This window comes from Halomonas qinghailakensis, from assembly GCF_025820815.1.
Taxonomy (GTDB): Bacteria; Pseudomonadota; Gammaproteobacteria; order Pseudomonadales; family Halomonadaceae; genus Vreelandella; species Vreelandella qaidamensis.
In genome coordinates, this window is sequence record NZ_CP096973.1 from 2351908 (window position 1) to 2376134 (window position 24227).

Annotated in this window: 16 protein-coding genes and 1 pseudogene; 13 read left to right on the plus strand and 4 right to left on the minus strand. The window is 51.2% G+C overall.

The window, feature by feature from the left end; all coding sequences use genetic code 11:
• The first annotated feature begins 74 nt into the window (after positions 1–74).
• Together M0220_RS10955 and M0220_RS10960 are read left to right on the plus strand one after the other, a co-directional pair.
• Entirely contained in the window at positions 75–1406 is a 1332-nt protein-coding gene (locus M0220_RS10955; protein ID WP_264017644.1) for a FecR family protein, read from the plus strand.
• Entirely contained in the window at positions 1393–3705 is a 2313-nt protein-coding gene (locus tag M0220_RS10960) for a CHASE2 and HATPase_c domain-containing protein (RefSeq protein ID WP_264017645.1), read from the plus strand. Before M0220_RS10955 ends, M0220_RS10960 begins: the two co-directional genes overlap by 14 nt.
• A gap of 7 nt (positions 3706–3712) precedes the next feature.
• Here M0220_RS10960 and tsaA read toward each other — a convergent pair whose 3' ends face one another.
• Positions 3713–4444, minus strand: a complete 732-nt coding sequence (gene tsaA / locus M0220_RS10965; protein ID WP_030074064.1) for a tRNA (N6-threonylcarbamoyladenosine(37)-N6)-methyltransferase TrmO — start codon at positions 4442–4444, stop codon at positions 3713–3715.
• Positions 4445–4610: 166 nt separating this feature from the next.
• Between tsaA and M0220_RS10970 the strand changes: the two genes are divergently transcribed.
• Entirely contained in the window at positions 4611–5144 is a 534-nt protein-coding gene (locus M0220_RS10970; protein WP_030074062.1) for a GNAT family N-acetyltransferase, read from the plus strand.
• A 5-nt stretch (positions 5145–5149) separates the two neighbouring features.
• On the opposite strand, the gene nadC is transcribed toward M0220_RS10970, so the two are convergent.
• Positions 5150–6004, minus strand: a complete 855-nt coding sequence (gene nadC, locus M0220_RS10975) for a carboxylating nicotinate-nucleotide diphosphorylase (protein ID WP_030074060.1) — start codon at positions 6002–6004, stop codon at positions 5150–5152.
• A gap of 83 nt (positions 6005–6087) precedes the next feature.
• On the opposite strand from nadC, the gene ampD reads away from it, so the two are divergent.
• From ampD to M0220_RS11010, 7 genes and pseudogenes are all read left to right on the plus strand, one after another.
• Positions 6088–6654, plus strand: coding sequence for a 1,6-anhydro-N-acetylmuramyl-L-alanine amidase AmpD (gene ampD, locus M0220_RS10980; RefSeq protein WP_264017646.1), 567 nt, complete (start codon positions 6088–6090; stop codon positions 6652–6654).
• Positions 6655–7077: 423 nt separating this feature from the next.
• A pseudogene (aceE, locus tag M0220_RS10985) lies at positions 7078–9752 on the plus strand (pyruvate dehydrogenase (acetyl-transferring), homodimeric type).
• A gap of 58 nt (positions 9753–9810) precedes the next feature.
• A complete protein-coding gene (gene aceF / locus M0220_RS10990) occupies positions 9811–11847 on the plus strand; it encodes a pyruvate dehydrogenase complex dihydrolipoyllysine-residue acetyltransferase (RefSeq protein WP_264017647.1) in 2037 nt (678 codons plus the stop codon).
• Between the two features lie 249 nt (positions 11848–12096).
• The gene (adk, locus tag M0220_RS10995; RefSeq protein ID WP_030074054.1) at positions 12097–12750 is read left to right on the plus strand and encodes an adenylate kinase; all 654 of its coding nucleotides are present in this window, start codon (positions 12097–12099) and stop codon (positions 12748–12750) included.
• A 109-nt stretch (positions 12751–12859) separates the two neighbouring features.
• Positions 12860–13561 (plus strand): tRNA (adenosine(37)-N6)-threonylcarbamoyltransferase complex dimerization subunit type 1 TsaB, encoded by a 702-nt coding sequence (gene tsaB, locus M0220_RS11000; protein ID WP_264017648.1) that lies wholly within the window; start codon positions 12860–12862, stop codon positions 13559–13561.
• Entirely contained in the window at positions 13558–14277 is a 720-nt protein-coding gene (locus tag M0220_RS11005) for a class I SAM-dependent methyltransferase (protein ID WP_264017649.1), read from the plus strand. Before tsaB ends, M0220_RS11005 begins: the two co-directional genes overlap by 4 nt.
• 27 nt (positions 14278–14304) lie before the next feature.
• Positions 14305–15423 (plus strand): phospholipase D-like domain-containing protein, encoded by a 1119-nt coding sequence (locus M0220_RS11010; RefSeq protein WP_264017650.1) that lies wholly within the window; start codon positions 14305–14307, stop codon positions 15421–15423.
• Positions 15424–15430: 7 nt separating this feature from the next.
• On the opposite strand, the gene M0220_RS11015 is transcribed toward M0220_RS11010, so the two are convergent.
• Entirely contained in the window at positions 15431–16105 is a 675-nt protein-coding gene (locus M0220_RS11015; protein WP_030074047.1) for a YecA/YgfB family protein, read from the minus strand.
• A gap of 90 nt (positions 16106–16195) precedes the next feature.
• Between M0220_RS11015 and M0220_RS11020 the strand changes: the two genes are divergently transcribed.
• The 3 genes from M0220_RS11020 to M0220_RS11030 all read left to right on the plus strand — a co-directional run bounded on the left by M0220_RS11020 (position 16196) and on the right by M0220_RS11030 (position 19794).
• The gene (locus M0220_RS11020; protein WP_030074046.1) at positions 16196–16744 is read left to right on the plus strand and encodes a SprT family zinc-dependent metalloprotease; all 549 of its coding nucleotides are present in this window, start codon (positions 16196–16198) and stop codon (positions 16742–16744) included.
• A gap of 168 nt (positions 16745–16912) precedes the next feature.
• On the plus strand, positions 16913–18862 hold the full coding sequence (acs, locus tag M0220_RS11025) for an acetate--CoA ligase (protein WP_030074044.1): 1950 nt from the start codon (positions 16913–16915) through the stop codon (positions 18860–18862).
• 269 nt (positions 18863–19131) lie between these two features.
• Positions 19132–19794 (plus strand): response regulator, encoded by a 663-nt coding sequence (locus M0220_RS11030; RefSeq protein WP_030074043.1) that lies wholly within the window; start codon positions 19132–19134, stop codon positions 19792–19794.
• 452 nt (positions 19795–20246) lie between these two features.
• On the opposite strand, the gene M0220_RS11035 is transcribed toward M0220_RS11030, so the two are convergent.
• Positions 20247–24194, minus strand: a complete 3948-nt coding sequence (locus M0220_RS11035; RefSeq protein WP_030074041.1) for a hybrid sensor histidine kinase/response regulator — start codon at positions 24192–24194, stop codon at positions 20247–20249.
• Between the last annotated feature and the right edge of the window lie 33 nt (positions 24195–24227).

Genomic DNA, 24227 nt, shown 5'->3' on the forward strand with positions numbered 1-24227 from the left:
TCGGCAATAGAACTTCTGTTAAAGAATAACTATACGAAGTGGGTATGCCGATGTAAAAAAGGGATGGTGGGGTTATGAAGAGCAACTACAGTCTGCATGGGCAACTAATTAGCATATTGGTACATTGCTTCAAGCGGGTCGAAGTTTCTTTGACACATTATGTGGTGCTGGCAAGTATTGCAGTGCTTGTGGGAACAGCCGCCAATGCGGCTGAGGTATCTAACGATTATTACCGTGTAGTTCCTGGTGACACGTTGTGGGATATTTCTGAACGTTACTATGGCACGCCGGATAAGTGGCCTCACTTACAGCAGCTAAATGCTATCGCACAGCCCACACAGCTACTGCCAAATACGCTGGTTGATCTTGGAACCTCTGATCCTTTTCCATTAACAGTGCTTTATCGTGCAGGTGAAGCATGGCTGATTGAAGGGGATAATCAATTTACATTACAAAATGGCGATACGGTTAATGTCGGCGATGTGGTGCAAACTGGAGCGGGATCTATCACTTTGCAAATGCGTGATGGTGCCAGAGCTGTTTTACCTTCAAACTCGCGAGTTGTCTTACAACGAGAAGGTGAGCGAGGTATCACGTTTCGGTTAGAGGAAGGGGAGGTTGAGTCTTATGTGCCAACACAGCGCTCGCCAGGCCGAGCTTACACCATAGAAACAAAGACCGGTTTTTTAGGCGTCCGCGGTACGCATTTTCAAGCGCGCTATGAAGATAATACGTTATTAACCTCTGTCTACGATGGTCAAGTTACCGCTCAAAGCCGAGTTGGTGTTGAACAAGCTGCAGTAGATAACGGTGATGGCGCACGTATTGGCATCGGTGGCGATGTCCAGGTTGTTCAACTTCTACCACCGCCCGAAGAGGTAAGGATTACCTCGCTGCTTCTTGACGATGTGCAGATTGAAGTCTTATATCCAAGCCAAAATGTCACTTATCGAGCGCAAATAGCAAAAGATCCTCACTTTTTAAACATACTTCGTGACCAGCGATCACTGGATGGACAGCTGCGTTTCACAGGGCTTCAGCCGGGGTTTTATCATTTGCGTTTATCTGCGGTTGATAGATTAGGTATTGAGGGCCGTAGCGCTTTCTTTGTTGTGCATCATAATGACCGTCATGTAGCCGTTATTAGGGAAAGTAGTGAGGGGCATCAAGAGGGCAGCCAATGGTTATTCGAGTGGTCTCATCAAGCGCAGACAAGTTATCGTTTACAACTAGCCGCTGATAGCGAATTTAACAGAGTACTATTAGATCATGTATCACAGCACAATGGGCCGTTACGGGTAAGTCGTTTACCTGCAAACGATATTTACTGGCGAGTGGTCAGTACAGACAACCTGACGGGTATCTCAGAGGTGATAGATACGGGAACGCTAAATGACTCAAGTTAGCGGCAGCCTTTCTAAAGCATTACGCCGTCGGTTAATGCTGACATGGTGTGCAATGGGCGGCTTATTACTGCCCATTGCTTTTTGTGTTTATAGTTTGTCTCCTTTACTGTTCGATAATTTTTTTTATGATACGTGGCTGTCGAGGCACGTCACTCCACCCTCTTCAGATATTTTGATTGTTGCGATTGATGAGCCAAGCCTACATGCACTAGGGCGTTGGCCTTGGTCTAGAGATGTACACGCAAAGCTCATTCAGCGGCTAGACGAAGCTGATGTTAAGACTATTGTGCTTGATGTTCTCCTCATTGAGCCTAGTCGTTTTCCTGAAGAAGATACGTTACTGGCTGAGGCAATGCGGCATAATGGAAATGTCTATATACCTATTGCCCTTCTGTCTGAGCATATTTCCGAATACGGGATGCGCGATATTTTAATGCCTTCCTCCCCATTATTAGCGGCAGCAAAAGGGGTGGGGCATATTAATGTGAGCATTGACGATGATGGTACAGCACGCTCGGTTAATCTTGTTGAAATGCGCCGGGGAGAAACATGGCCACAGCTAATGGCTCTATTAGTTGAAAAGACGCATCAGGATAGTAAAGACGTTTCTTTCCGTCGGTGGCCGCATAATACTGTTAGAATACCGTTTAAGGGACCGGAAGGTACTTATCCTACTGTTTCTTATAGTGATGTTCTGATGGGATATGTCCCTGCTTCACTACTACGTGACCGCACCGTATTAGTTGGTATGACCGCTGCAGGCTTAGGTGATCGCTATAGTGTTTCTTTATTGCCAACGGGGTTAATGCCAGGCGTTGAAATACATGCGCATCTGCTTGATGCGTTGAGAGATAATAGTTATATCAGAAATGTTGAGAGCCGGGTGGGGGCCTTTTTGTCAGTTGCTCCTATTCTTTTTCTCATGTTACTAGCGTGGTGGTTTCATTTTCGTTATTTATTGGTCATCGTTATTGCTTTGGGTATATGTGTTCTTCTTTCCTCTATCCTAGCGCTGAGTTTTAGGTGGTGGTGGCCGCCCTCCGCTAGTTTGATAACCCTTGGCGTTGCTTTCGTTCTTATTGTCTGGCAGAGCCAGTCGGCGCTATTGGCGTGGTTTAAACGGGGGCTTGAAAAGCTCTATCAAGAGCCTTCTATTTTGCCATTTCAAGAACCTACTTTACCGCCTGGAGAAGGTGGTAAGCTGCAACAGCAGTCCAGGGCGCTAGAGTTTGCTTTAGGGCGTATTGTTGAAGGGCGTAGATTTATTCTTGACGCGGTAAACTCTCTACCTCTTGCCATTTTTGTACTTAATAAACAAGGCGAAGTTTTGCTAGCAAATAGAAAAGCTCAACAAGTTTGCTGGGAGAGTAATCAGAGAGCTATTAGCCACATTGGCGATCTTCCGAAAATACTTAACTTTGAAAACGAAAATGCTTTTGCGTCATTTTGGCCACCCCGCCCAAAAGGTACTAATGAATTCACTAATGTTAAAGTTAGCGGGTTGTGTACCGATCAACAAGGCCGTACTTATCGTCTGGAAATGGATGAGTTAACGACTACTGCGAATAGTGTGGCGGGCGGTTGGTTAATATGGATGGTGGATTTGACCAGTGAGGTTGATGCGGAGGCTCAGCGCTCTAGTATGCTGAGCTTTTTATCGCATGATATGAAAGCACCTCAAGCTAGAGCGTTAGCGCTTTTAGATGCACAAAAAGACCCTAGCTCCGCAATGTCACAAGCTGATTTCTATGAAGGGTTAGGTCAGTGTCTCACGACAGGGCTTGATATGATTAACGATTTTATTAGTTTGAATCGAGCTAGGTCATTCGACCTGAATAAGCAGTTTTTATTATTTGAAGATGTCGTTATCGAAGTGTTGGATCAAGTGCAGCCTATTGCAAAAATGAAAAAAATTAAGTTGTTAAATGATTTGCAGGGTGATGATGGTTTGCCTGTAATTGGAGATAAAAGCTATCTTGCAAGAGCGGTCTTTAATGTTATAGAGAATGCTGTTAAATATACGCATCCTTATGGTTCTGTTAGTGTACGTCTTTACAGAGAAGGTGAGAGTGTTGTATTAATAATATCTGATAATGGCGTTGGAATTTCAGCTCAGAATATTGATAGCATTTTTGATGATTATCAGCGTAGTGATGAAGGAAATGTTGCTAGCGGGCATGGTTTGGGTCTGGCATTAGTTAAAACAGTCGTCACGAAGCATCATGGTACAGTAAAGTGTGAAAGTGAGCTGGGAAAAGGAAGTACTTTTACATTGACACTGCCTGCCTGCGTCGATTGAGATGGTGTTAAACGTCTATATTCTGAATGTCGATGATAAACATAATGGCTGTATTATCCGTGAGTTGCCGGCTTTGAAAACGAATATTCACGTCTCTTAACTGCATGCCGTACTCTCGTGACAGCCCATTGCTGTGGTAAGCAGGTCGAGGATCTTGGCCTACCACTTGGACGATCAGTTGCCGAAGCCCATCAGCATCAGAGTGCTGCTTGAGCGTACTGTTTGCAGCTATTGAAAACTCGACGGGATAAACGGAAGGCGGTTCTGGCGCAAAGCCTGAACGTGCATCGGGGAGCGCTTCGGCCCATGGTAAGTATGGTTTGATATCTACTACCGGAGTTCCAGTGACTAGATCGGCGCCTTTTAAAAGTAAGCAAACCCCACCCTGTGTATTAATATCCACCAACTCAACAAGCGACAGCCCCAAGCGATTAGGCCGGTGTGTGCTACGGCTAGCGAATACCCCGGTTTTCTTATTGCCACCCAGCCGAGGCGGACGTACTAAAGGGGACCATTCCTGCGGGCTGCGATGAAAAATAAAACTGAGCCATAAGTGGCTAAATGCCTCCAACCCTCTTACACACAGCGGTGAATTAAACGGCGGTGTTAGGACTAGCGTGGCTTTTGCTGCTGTCGCAAGCCCTGGCTGGCGGGGCACGCCAAACTTATCAGGATAGTCACTTTCGATGTAGCCTAGGGGGGTGAGGGCAAATGACTCATTGAGAGGTGTATTGCGCATCATATACCTTGTGTATCCAATTAAGATAAAAGTATAAAGCAAAGAGTCTATCTAGACATACATTGCGAAGTGATAGAAGCCATACGTGTGTGGTGGTTCAGTGCATGAAAATGTACGTAAATCAGTGCTTAAAGTAGGCCAGCAATAAACAGCTTAGAGGTAACAGATGCTTAATACTGACGTGATCACAGCAGCGCCTACGCCCAGTACGCCAAGAATCACCTACCGTGCTGGGCTTGTTCGGGATGCCGCTGACCAAGCCGAAGTATTTTATCATGCCGTTATGCAGGGAGCGGCTACCCATTATGGTGTGGAAGAGCGACATGCATGGGCCAATGCTCTACCTCGAGAGGCCAGTGCTTGGGCTGCTCGTCAAGCGCTTTATACGACTCTAGTTGCAAGCTGCGATGGGAGATGTGTCGGTTTTTTAGAGCTAGATGTTGCTGCTAGGCGTATCGAGACGCTTTATGTATGGCCCTCTTTAGCAGGTCGCGGCATTGGCACGACGCTGCTTATTCATGCTGAGCGTCTGCTGCTGGAAGAGGGAGTTTCTCGTGTCGAAATTGAGGCAAGTACCATGCTTTACGAACGCCTGCTTCGCCGAGGCTTTAAAAACCTCGGCGAGCAGTGGGTAGAGCGCAGTGGAGAACGATTAAAGCGCTATCGCCTCGTCAAAGAGCTCAGCGCCATCGAAACCTAGCGCCATTAGACGTTGTAAGTTTTAGTAATACGCATTGAAAGATCAATCGATGCTACATCTTTGGTGAGCGCGCCGCTGGAGATGCAGTTAACGCCAGTGTTTGCAATCGCTTTTAACGTAGTGGCATCGACGTTGCCAGAGGCTTCTAGGGTTGATCGCCCGCCGTTTATTTCGACAGCAACGTATAGATCTTCCAAAGCGAAATTATCAAGCATGATAATGTCTGCACCTGCCGCCAATGCTTGATCGAGTTCTTCAAACGTTTCAACTTCTACTTCGACGGGAAGGTCGCTTGCTAGCTTGCGCGCTTGAGATACAGCAGCCTGAATGCCGCCGCAGGCAGCTATATGGTTCTCTTTAATCAAAAAAGCATCCCATAAGCCAATACGGTGGTTATGGCCACCGCCGCAAGTTACCGCGTACTTTTGGGCTAGGCGCATGCCCGGCAGTGTTTTACGGGTGTCGAGTAAACGAACGCCGGTGCCCTCGATTAAATCAACGTAGTGACGCGTTGCGGTTGCAGTGGCGGACAATGTTTGTAGTACGTTTAGCGCGGCCCGCTCTCCGGTCAAAAGGCTACGCGCAGGCCCTTCTAACGCTAAAAAACACTGGTCTGCTTCCAGGCGATCGCCATCAGCAGCTTGCCAGCGCAGTGTCACGCGGTTGTCCAAGCGACGAAAAATTTCGTCTACCCAGGCAACGCCACACAGCACCGCTGGCTCGCGGGTAATAATGTTAGCAGTTGCCCACTGATTTTCGGGAATCAACTGTGCGGTAATATCGCCAGGGCCAACATCCTCAGCCAACAGGCGGGCGGCGCTAGCACGGACTTCTTCGGCAAGAGCGGTTTCATAATGCATGGTGTTGCTTTCTCTGGGCGTCAACAAATGTGATAAGCATTATAGTGAAAGAGAACGCCAACGTAGAGGAGAGCGTGCGTGTAATGAAAAGTGAAATTTGTGACGGCCAGTGGTCAACAGCAAGACAAGTGATATCGCCCAATCATGATCAGCGTCCCCATGGAGAGGTGTCGCTGTTACTTATCCATGCAATTAGCTTGCCACCAGGTCAGTTTAGCGGTGACGCCATTGAGGCGCTGTTTACTAACCAGTTAAAGTCAAAAGAGCATCCTTTTTTTGCTGAGATTGCCCACCTTAGGGTGTCGGCACACTTTCTGATTCGCCGCGATGGCCACTGCGTTCAATTTGTTGACACGAATCAACGTGCCTGGCATGCCGGGCGTTCATCATGGTTAGACCCGTATCAGCAGGTATTGCGCACAGCTCTCAATGATTTTTCGGTCGGAATCGAATTAGAGGGTGATGATGAGACGCCGTTTACCCGCGCACAGTATCAGGCGCTGGTAGCCGTGACCCAGTGGTTGATCGCACGCTATCCACTGCTGGATAAAACGCGTATCACAAGCCATGCGCATGTGGCACCTCTGCGTAAAACCGACCCAGGCCCAGCTTTTGATTGGGCTTATTATTACCAAGAATTAAGCAGGTAGTCCTAGGGTACTTAAGTCACCTAAGAAAGTTAAAAAAACTAATTAAGTGCTTAAGTCGTAAGTAAATAAAACGGTAGTTTAGCTACATTTTTTGGCGGTTAGTAGGTTCATCTAAAGTATACAATGTTCGTTATGTTGCGGTGCAATAGTTTGTTTTCGATAGCCTTTTAGCGCTTTCTAGAATTGGCAGAGTGATGACTTTGCGGTATCTTCGCCTATACAAAAGGCTAACTTTCATGACAATTATGTAGCTTTACTACATCAAAAAGAACGTAGCTTGTTGAATGTAGAACGAAAACTTCTGCAGGGTGCTTTGGCACCAACATCTTATTGGCTAGTGGTGACTAAATAACACCGCAGCCGCCCCAGGCCCTGAGGGGTAGCGGGGCTAATTGTCATTTATCGTCATTCGGAGAGACCTCTATGAGTCTGGAGACAAGAGAAGATCTCGATCCACTCGAAACCACGGAATGGTTGGATTCCCTGGAATCAGTCCTGGATCGTGAGGGCGAAGATCGTGCCCGCTACCTGATGACCCGCCTGGCGGATCGCCTGCGCCGGGACGGGATGAAGGTGCCCTTCTCGGTGACAACCCCGCACCGGAATACGATCCCTGTGCATCGTGAAGCACCGATGCCCGGCGACCTGTTTATGGAGCGCCGCATTCGGTCGTTGATCCGTTACAACGCCATTGCTCAGGTCATTCGTAATAACCGTGCCAACCCCGGGTTGGGCGGCCATATTGCCAGCTTTATGTCGTCGGCCACGCTCTACGACGTCGGCTTTAACCACTTCTTCCGCGCGCCCAAGGGCGATTTTGAAGGCGACCTGATTTACATCCAGGGCCACGTCGCCCCGGGTATTTACGCGCGTTCTTACCTGGAAGGCCGGTTGTCAGAAGAGCAGATGGACAAATTCCGTCGCGAAGTCGACGGCGATGGCCTCTCTTCCTACCCGCACCCGTGGCTGATGCCGGACTACTGGCAGTTCCCCACGGTGTCTATGGGTCTCGGCCCGATTCAGGCCATCTATCAAGCCCACGTGATGAAGTACCTGCATCACCGTGAGCTGAAAGATATGTACGACCGCAAGATCTGGTGCTTTATGGGCGACGGCGAGTGTGATGAGCCGGAATCCTTGGGCGCGATTTCCCTGGCGGGACGTGAGAACCTCGATAATCTGATCTTCGTCATCAACTGCAACCTGCAGCGCTTGGACGGTCCGGTGCGCGGTAACTCCCGCGTGATGGACGAGTTCGAAGGCGTGTTCCGTGGTGCCGGTTGGAACGTCATCAAGGTCGTCTGGGGACGTCACTGGGACCCGCTGTTCGAGAAGGACAAGAAAGGCATCCTGCAAAAACGCATGGATGAAGCGGTCGACGGTGAGTACCAGAACTACAAGGCTAACGGCGGTTCCTACACCCGTGAGCACTTCTTCGGTAAGTACCCTGAAACCGAAGCGATGGTCAACGACCTGTCTGACGAAGACATCTGGAAGCTCAACCGCGGTGGTCACGATCCGTTCAAGGTCTATGCGGCCTACCATGAAGCGGTCAACCAGACCAACGGCAAGCCGACGGTCATTCTGGCGCACACCGTCAAAGGCTATGGCATGGGCAGCGGCGATGGCGAAGCCGCCAACGAAGCCCACCAGGTCAAGAGCATGGAGTACGAAGCGCTGCGTAAATTCCGCGATCGCTTTGGTATTCCAATCAGCGACGAGCAGCTCAAAGACGTGCCCTACTACAAGCCGGAAGAAGACTCCCCCGAGCTTAAGTACATGCACCTGCAGCGCGAACGCCTCAACGGCTACCTGCCCAGCCGCCGCAGTGACTTTGAGGCGCTGGAAATCCCCAGCCTGGAAGACAAAACCTTTGCCTCGCAAATGGGCGGTTCCAAAGGGCGCGAAGTCTCGACCACCATGGCGTTTGTGCGCGTTCTCAACGGCCTGGTGAAGGATAAGAAGCTTGGCAAGCACGTGGTGCCGATTATTCCAGACGAAGCGCGTACCTTCGGCATGGAAGGCATGTTCCGCCAGTTGGGCATTTACACCTCCGAAGGGCAGAAGTACGAGCCGGTCGATAAAGGCCAGATCATGTACTACCGCGAGGACCAGAAAGGTCAGGTCCTCGAAGAGGGGATTAGTGAGAGGCCGGCGCGATGTCCGCGTGGATTGCCGCCGCGACGTCCTACAGCAACAACAACGTCACCCTGCTGCCGTTCTACATCTACTACTCGATGTTCGGCTTCCAGCGGATTGGTGATTTGGCCTGGGCCGCCGGTGACCTGCAAGCCCGCGGCTTTATGGTCGGCGGCACCGCCGGGCGTACCACGCTCAACGGCGAAGGTCTGCAGCACCAGGATGGCCACAGCTTGATTCAAGCCTCCACCATCCCCAACTGCCGCAGTTATGACCCCACCTATGCCCACGAAGTGGCGGTCATCCTCCAGGATGGTCTGAAGCGCATGTTCACCGACAAAGAGAACTGCTTCTACTACCTGACGGTGATGAACGAAAACTACGAGCATCCGGTCATCGACAACGTGCCCACCGACGATATCGTCAAAGGCATGTACCTGCTCAACGAAACGCAGGGCGATAAAGGCCGCGTACAGCTGATGGGCTCCGGCACCATCCTGCGCGAAGTCGAAGCCGCCGCAGAACTGCTGGCCAACGACTGGGGCATTGGCGCGGATATCTGGAGCGTCACCAGCTTTAACGAACTGCGCCGCGAAGCACTACTGCTGGAGCGTGAAGCCTTCTTAAACCCGGACGTTGAGGCCACCAAGCCCCACGTCACGAAGTGCCTGGAAGGTCGTGACGGTCCGGTGATTGCCTCCACCGACTACATGAAGCTCTACGCTGACCAGGTACGTGCCTGGGTGCCGAGCGAGTACACCGTGCTGGGTACAGACGGCTTCGGCCGTTCCGACACCCGCGAGAAGCTGCGCTACTTCTTTGAAGTAGACCGCTACTTCGTCACCGTCGCGGCGCTACGTGCGCTGGCAGACCGCGGTGAGCTTGATCGTAAGCATGTCGGCGAAGCGCTGAAGAAATATGGCATTGACGCCAACAAGCCGAACCCGCTGACCAGCTAAACCGCTGCCCGGCGGGCAGATGCCCGCCGGCTCGATCCGATTTGGAAGGAGCGCGACCTTGAGTAGCGAAATCATCAAAGTTCCCGATATCGGTGGCGACACCGATGTCGAAATCATCGAGATTGCGGTGTCAGAAGGCGACGTCATTGAAGCGGAAGACACCCTAATCACCCTGGAATCTGACAAAGCCAGCATGGACGTCCCGGCCCCGAAAGGCGGCAAGGTGCTCAAAGTGCTGGTCAAAGAAGGCGATACCGTCTCGGAAGGTGACGACATCGTTGAGCTGGAGGTTGAAGGCGGTGGCGATGCCAAGCCGGAAGCAGCGGCTGACAGCTCCTCCGACGAAGCCCCCGCACCAAAGCAGGAAGACGCCCCCGCACCGGCAGCGAAGAAAGCCGGTGGCGGTAAACAAACGGTCGATATTAAAGTGCCGGACCTGGGTGGTTCAGACAACGTTGAAATCATCGAAGTGGCGGTCAGCGCCGGCGATGACGTCAACGCCGAAGACACCCTGATTACCCTCGAGTCGGATAAAGCCTCGATGGATGTACCCAGCCCGCACGGCGGTAAGATCGTTGCGCTCACGGTGAAAGAAGGCGATACCGTCTCGGAAGGCGACGTGATCGGCCAGATGGAAATCGCGGACGAAGGCGGTGATGCATCGGCTGAAGAAGAAGACGCGCCGCAAGCCGCTAGCCAAGCCAGCAGCGCGTCGGAAGAAGAGTCTGCCGTTGAAGAAGATAGCGGTAGCGGTGAGCCTGAGCGCAAAGAGATTCGCGTACCTGATCTGTCAGGTTCTTCTGACGTGCCGATTATCGAAATTGGTGTCGCGGCAGGGGATGAGGTCAACGAAGAAGACCCGCTGATCACCCTGGAGTCTGACAAGGCCTCTATGGACGTGCCTAGCCCTTACAAAGGCAAGCTCTTAGAGCTTACCGTGAAAGAGGGTGACACCGTTTCTGAAGGCGATGTGATTGGCTATATGGAAGTGGCTGGTGCCAAAAAGGCTGCCGCTAAGAAAGCGGCGCCGGAGAAAGCTCAGTCCTCTAGTGCTAATCAGTCAAGCACCAGTCAGTCAAGTACCAGTCAATCAAGTGCTAGGCCAGCAGCTTCACCAGAAGGAACGCCTAGCCCAGAAGCGCAGATGGCTGCCCATAAGCCTCGCGATGGTAAACTGGTGCACGCAGGCCCTGCGGTGCGCATGCTGGCTCGTGAGCTTGGCGTTGACCTTGGTCTTGTTAAGCCTAGTGGCCCGAAAGAGCGCGTGCTGAAAGAAGACGTCCATGCTTACGTGAAACAGGCGATTGCTAGCCAGGGTAAAGCGCAACCGGCTGCTGCTCCTGCAGCGAGTGGTGGTGCGGGTATTCCTGCGATCCCAGAAGTCGACTTCAGTCAGTTTGGCGAAGTGGAAGAGAAGCCGATGGGCCGCCTGCTGAAAATGGGCGCGACCAATCTGCACCGCAGCTGGCTCAATGTACCTCACGTGACGCAGTTCGACGAGGCCGACATTACCGAGCTTGAAAGCTTCCGTAAAGCTATGAAAGCCGAGGCCGAAGCCCAAGGTGCCAAGCTGACACCGTTGCCGTTTATGGTCAAAGCCTGTGCCTTTGCACTACGTAAATTTCCCCAGTTTAACGTTAGCCTCAAAGGCGACGGCGAAACGCTGGTATGGAAAAACTACGTGCATATTGGGATTGCCGTGGATACGCCGGACGGTTTGATGGTGCCGGTGGTGCGTAACGCTGATAAGAAATCCTTGATCGAGATAGCCAAGGAGATGGCGGAGCTAGGCAAGAAAGCGCAAACCAAGAAGCTTAAGCGTGATGAGATGACCGGTGGCTGCTTCACCATTTCGAGCCTTGGCTCAATTGGTGGAACCGCGTTCACGCCGATCGTTAATGCGCCGGAAGTGGCGATCTTGGGGGTGTCGAAAGCGCAGATGAAACCGGTATGGGATGGCAGTACCTTCCAGCCGCGTCTGATGATGCCGTTGTCGCTCTCCTACGATCACCGCGCAATTAACGGTGCGGATGCCGCCCGCTTTACGGCCTTCCTGGCCGATGTGCTGACGGATATTCGCCGGTTACTACTGTAATCGTCTCACAGTAAGCCACAAGCGGCGCCCACTAGGGCGCCGCTTGTGTTTAAAACGGTTCGATAGGTCAGCGAAGCAGGGGTGACCAAAGTACAAGGAGTTGCCAGTTCACTGTTTTTGCTTAAGAAAATGTTAAAAAAATGCATTATCAGGCTTTTGGGGAGTTGTGTCGTCCGAACGGCACGGTTATTGTCAGTCCATTGTTCAACATTACTTATATCTAACGACTAACATTCAAGGAGCAGTGCCATGCGTTTAATCCTGTTGGGTGCCCCCGGCGCGGGGAAGGGAACTCAGGCTCAGTTTATCTGTGAGCAATTTAAGATCCCGCAAATTTCCACCGGGGATATGCTGCGCACAGCCATTAAGGATGGCACTGAACTAGGGCTCAAAGTAAAAGAGATAATGAACAGCGGCGGTTTGGTGTCTGACGATGTCATTATCGATCTTGTTAAAGAGCGCATCAGCCAGCCTGACTGTGAAAACGGTTTCTTGTTCGATGGTTTCCCGCGCACTATTCCGCAGGCTGATGCGATGAAAGAAGCTGGCGTTAAGCTGGATCACGTGCTGGAAATTGCCGTACCAGACGAAGAAATTGTTAGTCGTCTGGCAGGTCGCCGTGTACATCCAGCGTCTGGGCGTGTTTATCATGTCGACCACAATCCACCCAAAGAGATGGGTAAGGATGATGTCACAGGTGAAGCACTGATTCAGCGTGAAGACGATCAAGAGTCCACCGTGCGTAACCGCTTATCGGTTTATCACGACCAAACCGCTCCTCTGGTTGACTATTACCAGCAATGGGCGAAAGAAGACCCTGAGGCTGCGCCGCAGTATCATCGCGTAGAAGGTGTGGGCAGTGTGGCTGACATTACTCGGCAAGTAAAAGAAGCGCTTTGCTAAGTAACGGTTGCTAGTGATTTGTACGATGGCCCGCAGGTTTCCTGCGGGCCATCGTCGTTAGAGCTGTGTAAAGGTATAATGGCCGACTATTTTAGGGAGTGCAGAACCGATGTCATCGTTATACCTTCTCGCACTGGATGCATCTTCTAGTGCCTGCTCAGCGGCTTTGTTGCGTCAACAGGGTAATCAGCGTGACTGTTTGGCGCGTTTTGAGATGACACCGCGAGCTCATACTCGGCGTTTGATGCCGATGGTGGATGACATACTTGCTGAAGCCAATATATCGGCCCAGCAGTTAGATGCTGTCGCGTTTGGGCGTGGGCCCGGTTCATTTACTGGCTTGCGTATTGCTGCGGGTGCAGCGCAAGGCTTGGCGTTTGGGTTGGATTGTCCATTGCTGGGTATCTCTACCTTAGAAGCACTCGCTCTGCAGGCCCACCGCCGCTACCATTTTCGCCATGTAGTCACCGCGTTAGATGCCCGAATGGGAGAAGTTTATGCGGCTACTTGGCACTGCCTTAACGACACCCTTAGCTTAAAAAGCGATGAGATTGTCATCGCGCCGACAAATTTTTGCTTACCTGCCAGCGAAACCGACTGGGTAGGAGTGGGGTCAGGTTTTACACTGTGGGATGAGTTTACGTTAAGCACACAAACGGCAATGTCTCAGCACCTCACTGATCTTGAACCTCGGGCGGAAGAGGTGGCATGGTTGGCCATTCGCGATTTAGAAGCGGGTTTGGGCCAAGCGGCCCATGAGGTACAGCCGGTTTATTTGCGCAATGACGTTGCCTGGAAAAAGTCAACATGAGTCAGGTGGTGAATCCCTCCTCGCTTGCGTTGCCGACGGGGTTAGCGCTTAGCTATGTGAATGGCCAGTTGGCCCTGTCAGGGGATGAGCGCCAATACGGAAATCCCCTAAGCGTCGATTTCGCCGCTGGTAAAGCGGCTCATCGGCGTCAGTTTGGTGGCGGGCGCGGGCAGCTAGTGGCAAGAGCCTGTGGGCTGGCTAAAGGTGTTACCCCTTGTGTTGTGGATGCCACGGCGGGGTTAGGGCGTGATAGCTTTGTGTTAGCCAGCTTGGGCGCTCAGGTGTTATTGATTGAGCGCGTCGCAGCGATTGCCGCGTTGCTTCAAGATGGCCTCGCCCGTGCCGCAAAAACAGACGCGACAGCAGAGATTGCATCGCGTATGACGCTTCGCCATGGCGATGCAGCCGAGCAGCTTGCTGCTATTGTAGCAAGCGCAGCTTTTGCTCCTGACGTTATTCATCTTGATCCGATGTTTCCACACCGTGAAAAATCGGCATTAGTCAAAAAAGAGATGCGTTTGTTTCGAGAGCTGGCGGGGGATGATGCTGATGCTCCGCGCTTATTAGAAGCCGCGCTGGATGTAGCGACACATCGCGTGGTGGTTAAACGACCTCGTAAAGCGCCTCCGATTGCTGGGCCTGCACCACAGCATACGCTAGAAGGTAAAACGAGCCGTTACGATTTGTACGTACATCGTTCGTTGATTCGCCGCTAAGCCGTTTCATCAAGAGAGGGAGTCTCTATGCAGCACGTGTGGCGAGAAGGCAACCGTATTGCCCTGCTGCCAGAAGCGACTCGGTTTTTGCCTGCTATGTTTGAAGCTGTTAACCAGGCGCAGCACTATGTGCTGGTAGAACTCTATTTGATGGAGTCAGGTAAACTAGCGAGCCAAGTAAGTGATGCGCTGATTAACGCTGCCGAGCGCGGCGTGGAGGTGTATTTATTGCTCGACGGCTATGGCTCAATGGGGTTGGAGCGTCATGACCGTAAACGCCTAGAGCAAGCAGGTGTCGTGTTAAGGTTCTTCAATCCTATCGGTTTTCACTCGTTAGCTCGCAACTTAAGTCGTGACCACCGCAAAATTGTTGTCGTTGATGGGGAGATTGCTTTTACTGGCGGGTTTGGCGCGGTAGATGAGTTTTTGGAAGCATGGTATGAAATTGCGCTGCGTATTGAAGGCCCGGTAGTGGCCGATTGGGAAAGGCTTTTTCGCCGTTTATGGCATTCCCGGCTAACCCGGCGAGCAGGCGATAGGCAGTGTCGCGCGCTGCCAAAACAGCGGACAGCAGAGCATTATGCTGATGGTATATGCGGCCGTGTGATGTCAGCGCAAGGGTATCGTTATCAAGCAATTCGCCACTCGCTTTATGCCCAGGTAAATAAGGCAAACCAGCGGCTCTGGTTGTGTACGCCTTATTTTGTCCCGACCTTCACGCTACGCCGACGCCTTATTCGGGCGGCACGCCGTGGCATTGATGTTCGTTTGTTGTTGCCAGGGAGTAAGCATGACCACCCAGGAGTGCGTTATGCAGGGCAGCGCTTTTACCAAGTAATGTTAAAAGCAGGCGTACGAATTTTTGAGTTTCAACCTACGTTTATTCATGCCAAGTGTGTGCTAGCAGATAATTGGGTCAGCATTGGGTCCTGTAACTTCGATCACTGGAACCTGCATTGGAACCTTGAAGCTAACCAAGAAATAGACAGCTCAGCCTTTGCCTGCGAGGTTCAGGCGCTATTTGAGCGTAACTTCGCCGCTAGCCAAGAAGTCGATGCCACTGCCTGGGCCGCACGGCCCTGGGGGCAGCGGGCCCGAGAGTGGGTTTATGGTGTTATAGATGGGATTGTCACCCGCCTTAAATAAAGACCGCTCATTTACGCTTTTTATTTTTGGCTGGCGTTTTCTTGCGTGGCTTGGGTTTTGGTGTTTCAGGAGGCACGCGGTAGTGTAGATAAAGGTCCAGTACTAATTCTGGCAGTTGAGCGGCAAAGGTTTCCTGGCTGGCTTGATCTTGGGCCATTTCTGCCATTTCGGGCTCATCATCGAATAACCCTGAGAGCGACATAAAGGGCAGCAGCAGAGTGGCTGCGGCCTCTTCGTCTTCCTCAAACCAAGCGCTTTCATCACTAAAGACACCTTCCATAAAGCCCGCACACCAGTCTCCGATCGGTGTTTCCTCTGCGGGAATGCCGTCTAGCGTTAGCTCGAAGGGTAGTTCTGGTAGGCCACCTTGTTCAAGCACTGCAACTGCGTTATCACGCAGCAGTGTTAGTAATTGGGTAATCTCGTCTCGTTCGGCATCGTCACGGTAGCTGGGCTCTCCCTGAAATAGCTCATTTAGCCATTGCTGGGAGGGTAATTCGCTAGGGGCGACTGCCAGTGCCACTAAAAAGCCATGGGCAGAGATAAGATCCAATGCATCTTCGCCCACTTGCTCTGAATCGAGAAAGTCGTCCAATCTATCAAGCTGCTCATCGTCAAGCAGCGGCTGAGGCGGGGTAGTAGTGGGCGACGTTGCTGCGGGCACATTATTGCGCTCTGCCATAGGGGGCCTCATCATAAAAATCGACTTTGAGAAAACGATGTTAATCGGCAACAATCGTTGGCGACATCATTATGAGCTAGTTTATCACTAATGAAGACGCTACCACTGCCCCCTTGGCCTGCTGAAAAACTCGCGATGCTATCGTCAGAGGCGCTCAAGCACGCTGTGCGAGAAAGGGCTGATGAAGCCTTAAAACGCTGTCAAGAAGTCTATCCTACGTTGCCTGCACCAATGCTGTGGTTCGACCTAACAGGTGCCTCGGCAGGGCAGGCGCATTTGGGGCGTGGAGGACTACGTTTTAATCTTGTTTTGCTGAGTAATAATCGGCAAGCCTTTTTTGACGAGGTGATTCCTCATGAAATGGCACATTGGCTGGTTTTTCATTTAGCAAATGGTGCGCGATTTAAACCCCATGGACGTGAATGGCAAGTTGTCATGCGCGATCTGTTTGGTCTTACCCCTAAGGTGACCCATCATTTTGACATTAAGGAAGCACAGTCGCGCCCTTATTATTATCAATGCGGTTGTCAAACACATCGTTTTACCGCTAGGCGTCACGCTTTAGTAGCAAAGGGGAGCCGCTATCGCTGCCGCCATTGTGATCAGACCTTGGTCTACAGCTCTTTTGAAAAAGCATGAAAGTGATTTAAGCTATTGTTTTTAATTTAAAAAATGTTAATACCAATGTCTAAAGGGAAGCTGGCCTTGGGAGGTTTATGCTAGATAAATATTTAACGTATCGGTGCGACTAATAATAATACCGACTACATTTCCAGAAAGTGCATTTTCACGGACAGAGGCAATTTCATGAGCGAGCATAATAACGTCTATCCAGTGCGCGATAATATCGCTGCCAGTGCATGGGCTGATAAAGATAAATATGCGGCAATGTATCAACAGTCCATGAACGATCCAGAGAGTTTCTGGGCCGAACAGGCAAAGCGGCTTGATTGGATCAAGACGCCAACCAAGATTAAAAATACCTCATTCTCACGAGACAACGTTGATATCCGTTGGTTTGAAGATGGTGAGCTTAACGTCAGCGCCAACTGTTTAGATCGTCACTTGGAAAAGCGTGGCGACCAAACGGCGATTATTTGGGAAGGCGATAATCCCAACGATTCAAAAAATATCACTTACCGTGAGCTTTACGAGCGCACGAACCAGCTGGCCAACGGGCTGAAATCGCTGGGTATTAAGAAAGGCGATACAGTCACGTTGTACATGCCAATGATTCCTGAGGCAGCCATGGCCATGTTGGCCTGCGCCCGCATTGGAGCCGTTCACTCCGTGGTGTTTGGTGGTTTTTCGCCGGACGCAGTGGCTCAGCGCGTCATTGGTGCTGATTCTAAATTGGTGATTACTGCCGATGAGTCGGTGCGTGGTGGCAAACACGTTCCTCTTAAAGAGAACGTCGACTCAGCGTTAACCCGTGATGGCACGGATGTGTGCAAAAACGTATTGGTGGTGAAGCGCACCGGTGGTGATATTGAGTGGCAGGATGGGCGTGACATCTGGTTTGATGAGCTAGTGGATAAGCAGTCTACCGAGTGTGCTGCCGAAACCATGAATGCTGAAGACCCGCTGTTTATTCTGTATACCTCCGGCTCTACGGGCGCGCCGAAAGGTCTGAAGCATACTACCGGTGGCTACCTGACCTACGCTGCGATGACCCATCAATATATCTTCGACTATCAAGAAGGCGAGGTATACTGGTGCACAGCGGACGTAGGCTGGGTGACAGGTCACAGCTACATCGTGTATGGACCGCTTGCCAATGGCGCTACCACGTTAATGTTTGAAGGTGTGCCAAGCTATCCTACCCATGGACGCATGGGCGAAATTGTTGATAAGCATCAGGTTAATATTCTTTATACCGCACCTACTGCTGTCCGTGCGCTTATGGCGCATGGCGACAACGTCATGGATTCTAGCAAGCGCGAATCGCTACGCTTGTTAGGATCTGTGGGCGAACCTATCAACCCAGAAGCTTGGGAGTGGTTCTATCGCGTCATCGGCAATGAGAAATGTCCGATTGTGGATACGTGGTGGCAAACAGAAACAGGCGGCATTATGATCGCGCCCCTGCCTGGCGCTACTGATCTGAAGCCTGGCTCTGCTACCACGCCCTTCTTTGGTGTGAACCCTGCACTGGTAGACAACGAAGGCCATCTGCTAGAAGGTGAAGCAGAAGGCAACTTAGTGATCCTTGATTCCTGGCCGGGGCAAGCACGCTCCATTTGGGGAGACCACGAACGCTTTGTACAAACGTACTTCTCTACCTACGACGGTATGTACTTCACAGGAGATGGTTGCCGCCGTGATGAGGATGGCTATTACTGGATTACAGGCCGTGTAGACGACGTACTTAACGTTTCTGGACACCGTATGGGTACTGCTGAAATCGAGTCGTCTTTAGTCGCTCATTCAGCAGTGGCAGAAGCCGCTGTTGTTGGCTTCCCGCACGATATTAAGGGTCAGGGTATCTATATCTATGTCACGCTAAACGATGGTATTGACCCTACCGATGAACTTAAGAAAGAGCTAACCCAGTGGGTGCGTAAAGATATTGGTCCAATCGCATCGCCAGATGTGATCCAGTGGGCGCCAGGCCTTCCTAAGACGCGTTCAGGTAAGATTATGCGCCGCATTCTACGCAAGATTGCTGCGAATGAGTGCGACGGCTTGGGGGATACCAGTACACTAGCTGACCCATCGGTGGTTGATGAACTCATTGAGCACCGTGCCAACCAGTGATGTTTTACTCCCCCTGCCTTGTTGGGGGAGTGCTTTTTAATGACGGATGTCAACTGGTTGCTATGTTAATTAGGGCAAACTAGTTCAGTCTGTTACAGTGCCGGCTATCAAGCCGGCACTGTTATTTTGGTTCTAATGACGTATCGATGACAAATTATGCATGTGATGCTTGGGAATGACGAAGCCCATGGGGTACCATGCTTCAACCGTATGAGCCTAGCGTCGCGGCGGCAAACAACCCCGCTGCTCGAGGAACCGGAGGAATATCCATGGCAGTAGCCCATAAGTTTATCGTCGCTGACGACCATCCGCTGTTTCGTGCAGCGCTTACCCAGGCGTTGCGCCAATTAGCTCCCCAGGCTGAGATTGTCGAAGCCGATACTATGGAAGCCACCACTGAGGTCGTCAATCGGCACCCAGATGCTGATTTGATTTTATTGGACTTACACATGCCTGGCGCGCATGGCTTCTCGGGATTGATTCAACTGCGAGGTCAGATGCCAGATATTCCGGTAGCGGTTGTGTCAGGCAGTGATGAGCCCTATGTCGTACGACGCGCAATCGATTATGGCGCATCAGGCTTTATTCCTAAATCATCATCGCTACAGCTAATTGCTGAGGCGGTGGGAGAGATTATGGAAGGGGAAGTTTGGTTGCCAGAAGCATTGGCAAATGTATTAGATGAAACCAGCGAAGAAGAGTCACGTTTTGCAGAGGCAATTGCCTCGCTGACACCTCAGCAGTTTCGGGTCCTCAATATGCTGACCGAAGGGCTGCTCAATAAGCAGATCGCTTATGAGCTTAGCGTCTCAGAAGCAACGATTAAAGCGCACGTAACGGCTATTCTGCGCAAGCTAGGTGTTCATTCGCGCACTCAGGCGGTTATTGCTGCTCAAAAGCTGGAAGTAGAGCCGCCGAAAGTTTCTTCTTAATAGCTAATTAATATTAATATATTTTTTCGCTAATACGTGTCTCGCCTCTTTGCCATTCCCGCGTGCTTTTAGCGGGAATCTACTTAGAAGCAGGCACTCATATCAGCGGATAAGGTCAAATTGGATTCCCGATAACCCCACTCGGGAATGACGGTTTGGTGCATCATTTGGGAATGACGGTTTGGTGCATCATTTGAGAATGACGGTTTGGTGCGTCATTTGGGAATGACGGTTTAGTACGTCATTCGGGAATGGCGTTGTGATGCATCTGTCTCGCCGCTCTGTCATTCCCGCGTGCTTTTAGCGGGAATCTATTTTGAAGCACGCACCCATATCAGCGGATAAGGTCAAATTGGATTCCCGATAACCCCACTCGGGAATGACGGTTTGGTGCATCACATTTGGGAATGACGGTTTAGTACGTTATTCGGGAATGGCGGTATGCTGTATCATTACGTTTTCCCTCCTGCCCGGCTAGCCTGAAGGGTGCGAGTTAAAAGCGCGCGCAGCGCGGCAGGTTTGACTGGCTTAAGTAGCAGTTGATAACCCGCACGTTTGATCTCTTCTGCCACCGTTTCGGTGCGGTCGGCGGTGATGACAATACCAGGTACCGCTCCTTCAAAGCGCTCACTAAGGGCTTCAAGCGCCATTAGGCCGGTCACTTCGTTATCTAGGTGGTAGTCTGCCAAGATGGCGTCAGGATCACCGTCCATATTACGCAAAATCGATTTTGCACCACCAATACTGGTGGCTGTAAATACCTCGCATCCCCAGCCTGTCAGCATGGCGGTCATGCCTTCTAAAATCAGAGTTTCATTATCAATACACACTATGCGAGTACCCGCTAGCTTATTACCGCTACGCCGGTTCTGAGGTTCTTGATCCGCGACAGTTACTTCACGGGCGGCCACAATAGGTACACTGACGCAGAATGCTGTCCCCACGCCGACCCAAGACCGAACCTTAATAGGGTGGTCAAGTACGCGGCTCATACGGTCTGCGATAGAAAGCCCTAAGCCTAGGCCTTTCTCACTCTCTTTATGGCGTGATACTTGATCCAAACGCCGGAATTCTTGAAAAATTTCCGTAAGCTTTGATTCTGGTATTCCAGGCCCGCTATCCCATACTTCAATAGAAAGGCGGTCATTTTGTCGGCGGCAACCTAGCAGTACACGGCCTTCTTGCGTATAGCGGATTGCATTAGAGAGAAAGTTTTGCACAATTCTGCGCAGCATTTGTGGATCTGAGTCTACCCACTGTTGCGTTGGTACAACTACGAGATCCAGGCCTCTGTCTTCTGCCATCACTTCAAACTCTGCCCGCAATGGGCGGATGATATCGGCTAATGCAAAGTGGCTGCGGCGGGGCGTTAATGCGCCTGCATCAAGTTTAGAAATGTCTAACAACGTACCCAGTAGCTCCTCTGCCGCTTGAAGTGAGTTATCAATATGGCTAATGGTGCGTTGGGTATCGCTGGCAGTAACGTTTTGCATTAACGCAGAAGTAAACAGTCGCGCGGCGTTAAGTGGCTGCAATAAATCATGGCTGGCAGCAGCTAAAAAGCGTGTTTTAGACGCGTTAGCATCTTCGGCTAATTGCTTCGCTTGACGCAGCGCCTGTTCGGCTTCGGCGCGCACACGGTTCTCCTGACGCAACGCCGCATTGGCCTCGGAAAGCGCCTGAGTGCGCTCGCGAACGCGCTCTTCAAGCGTTTCGTTGGTCTCTTTCAAAGCGATTTCGGCTTGGCGGCGCTCGGTAATATCTTGATAAAGTGCGAAGAAGCCTAGGATCGATTGGCTGTCGCCAAAGTGGGGCGTATAGGTGACCAGCATATAGCGCATGGCGTCGTTGACACGCATCGAGACTTCAAAACTTACCCGTTCGCCTGCTAGGGTTCGCTGTACCCATGGCATACGCTCTTCGGCCTTTTTAACGGGCAATACGTCTTCGTAGCGCCGCCCAATGACGGCATTACGATCTATGTCGAAGGCTTGTTCATAGGCGCGGTTGGTGAATAAATAGCGACACTCCTTATCAAAGTAAGCAATCAGTGCCGGTACATTGTCTGTGTAAATACGGATATTATTTTCAGAGCGTATCAATGCTTCTTCGATTCGCTTCTGTTGGGTAATATCCTGATAGGTATAGACAAACCCCCCGCCAGGCATCGGGTTGCCCTGGACTTCCAGCACGCTGCCATCTTGGCGATAGCGCACGTATCGATGGGGTTGTCCGTCACGAATGTTATCTAACAGCAGTTGGACATGCTCTTCTGGATCGCCGGGGCCATATTCGCCGTTATGGGCGTTATAACGAAAAATGCGGTCCATCGGTGCGCCAACCCGTATCAAATGGTCTGGGAAGCGGAATAGCTCTAAATACCGTTGGTTCCACACCACCAGACGCAAGTTCTGGTCTACAACGCTGATGCCCTGGTTGATATTTTCAATAGTGGCTTGCAGCAGTGCGCGATTGAACTCCAGCACTTGGGATGCTTCATCAACAATTGAGATGACATCTGAGATACCAATGCCACGCCCTTGAAGTGCTGAGTTAACCACGATCCGGGCCGATGATGCGCCTAACACTGAGGCAAGAAAACGTTCGGTAAACTGAATAACATCGATGGACGCTCGGGAGCTATCTTCCATAGGCTTGCCCGCACGGCGTGCATAATCCTCGAATGCTCGTTCCACTTGGCTGGCGCCTAGGAAGCGTTCGCAAAGCACTTTCAGGTCACCAACGGTGGTGGCACCGGTCCAGGGGCGGTTAACCGAGGTTTGGCGAGTTTCAACACTATCAACAAACAGTGATGCCTGAATACGTTCTACGACGCGCTGAGACGTCACTTGTGAAACGAAAATATAGCAAAACAGGTTGATTCCCAGCGACAGCATGACGCCATGTGTGAACGGATCACCTAAGTTCAGGCCAAATAAGGTCGTGGGAGATAGCCAAGTCAGTCCTAGTGGCCCGCCTGCTAGCCATGCTTGCGGTAGTACGCCCGCGTTGATCATTGCCGGCATTAGCAGGCTGTAAGTCCAAATGGCGAAGCCAGCATTCATGCCGACAATCACGCCAAGTCGGTTGCCGCGTTTCCAGTACAAACCACCGATAAGCGCTGGCGCAAACTGAGCGGCGGCTGCAAAAGAGAGCATGCCAATGGACGCTAGAGAAGTGAACTCAGCAATGAGTTGATAGAAGCCGTAAGCCATCGCCAAGACAGCGACAATGGTCAGACGGCGTGCGCGTAACACCAAGCGCCCATAATCGCGTGCTTTGGTGTCAAACCAACGCAGTCTAAATAGCGCCGGAATCACTATTTCATTAGAAATCATAATGGAAACCGCCACTGCCGCCACAATCACCATGCCTGTGGCGGCAGAAAAACCGCCAATAAAGGTGAGAAGCGTCAGCCACTGCTGGCCGGATGCCATAGAAAGGGCAAGTACATAGGTATCAGGCTCGACCCCGCTTTCAGAAAACAGTAACAGGCCGGCCGCCGCTAAAGGCACAACAAAAAAGGCGACCGCGAGTAGGTAAAGTGGAAATAGCCAGCGTGCTTTTGTGGCGTCATCCGGATGGATATTTTCCACAACGGCGACATGAAATTGGCGTGGCAGACAAAGTATGGCGAGCATTGCAAGCAGCGTTTGTGCCCAGAAACTTTGGCCAAAATCTTGGTTGGCTAGCTGGCGCTGTAGCTCTAACTGGCTCTCGGCATGGCCCATTAGCTCACCTAGGCCATCAAACATGCCCCAGGTAACAAAAGCGCCGAGTACCACAAAGGCCAATAGCTTTATCAAAGATTCGAAAGCTACGGCATGAATTAGTCCTTCGTGATGCTCTGTCGCATCGGTATGACGTGTCCCAAACAGGATGGCGAAGATCGCCATGACAATCGCGACGTAAAATGCAGTGTCGCCAAACAGCGGCGTATGGGTCATATCCGCAGCGTCGGTAAGCACACTAAACGTGGTAGACACCGCTTTTAATTGCAGCGCAATGTAGGGCAGAGTGCCAATAAGGGCGACTAAGCTGGCAAAGGCGGCGAGAGATTGCGTTTTGCCGTAGCGAGAGGCAATAAAGTCAGCAATTGACGTAACGTTTTGATGCTTTGCAACGCGAATCATTTTTGCCAGTACAGGCCAAAACAGTAAAAACGTTAAGATCGGGCCAACAAAGATACTCGCAAACGACCAGCCCGCCGTGGCTGCTTGCCCTACCGCGCCGTAAAACGTCCACGAGGTACAGTAAATTGCCAATGCCAAACTGTAGATAATTGGCCGTCGGCGGCTGGCACCATGGGTACGTGCACGGCGGTCACCAAACCAGGCAATGCCAAATAACACTGCAATATAAAGCAGCGATACTGCGACCAGTAGACCGCCATGGAACATGTTGTCTCCCTACATTAAAAGCTTCACTTAGCG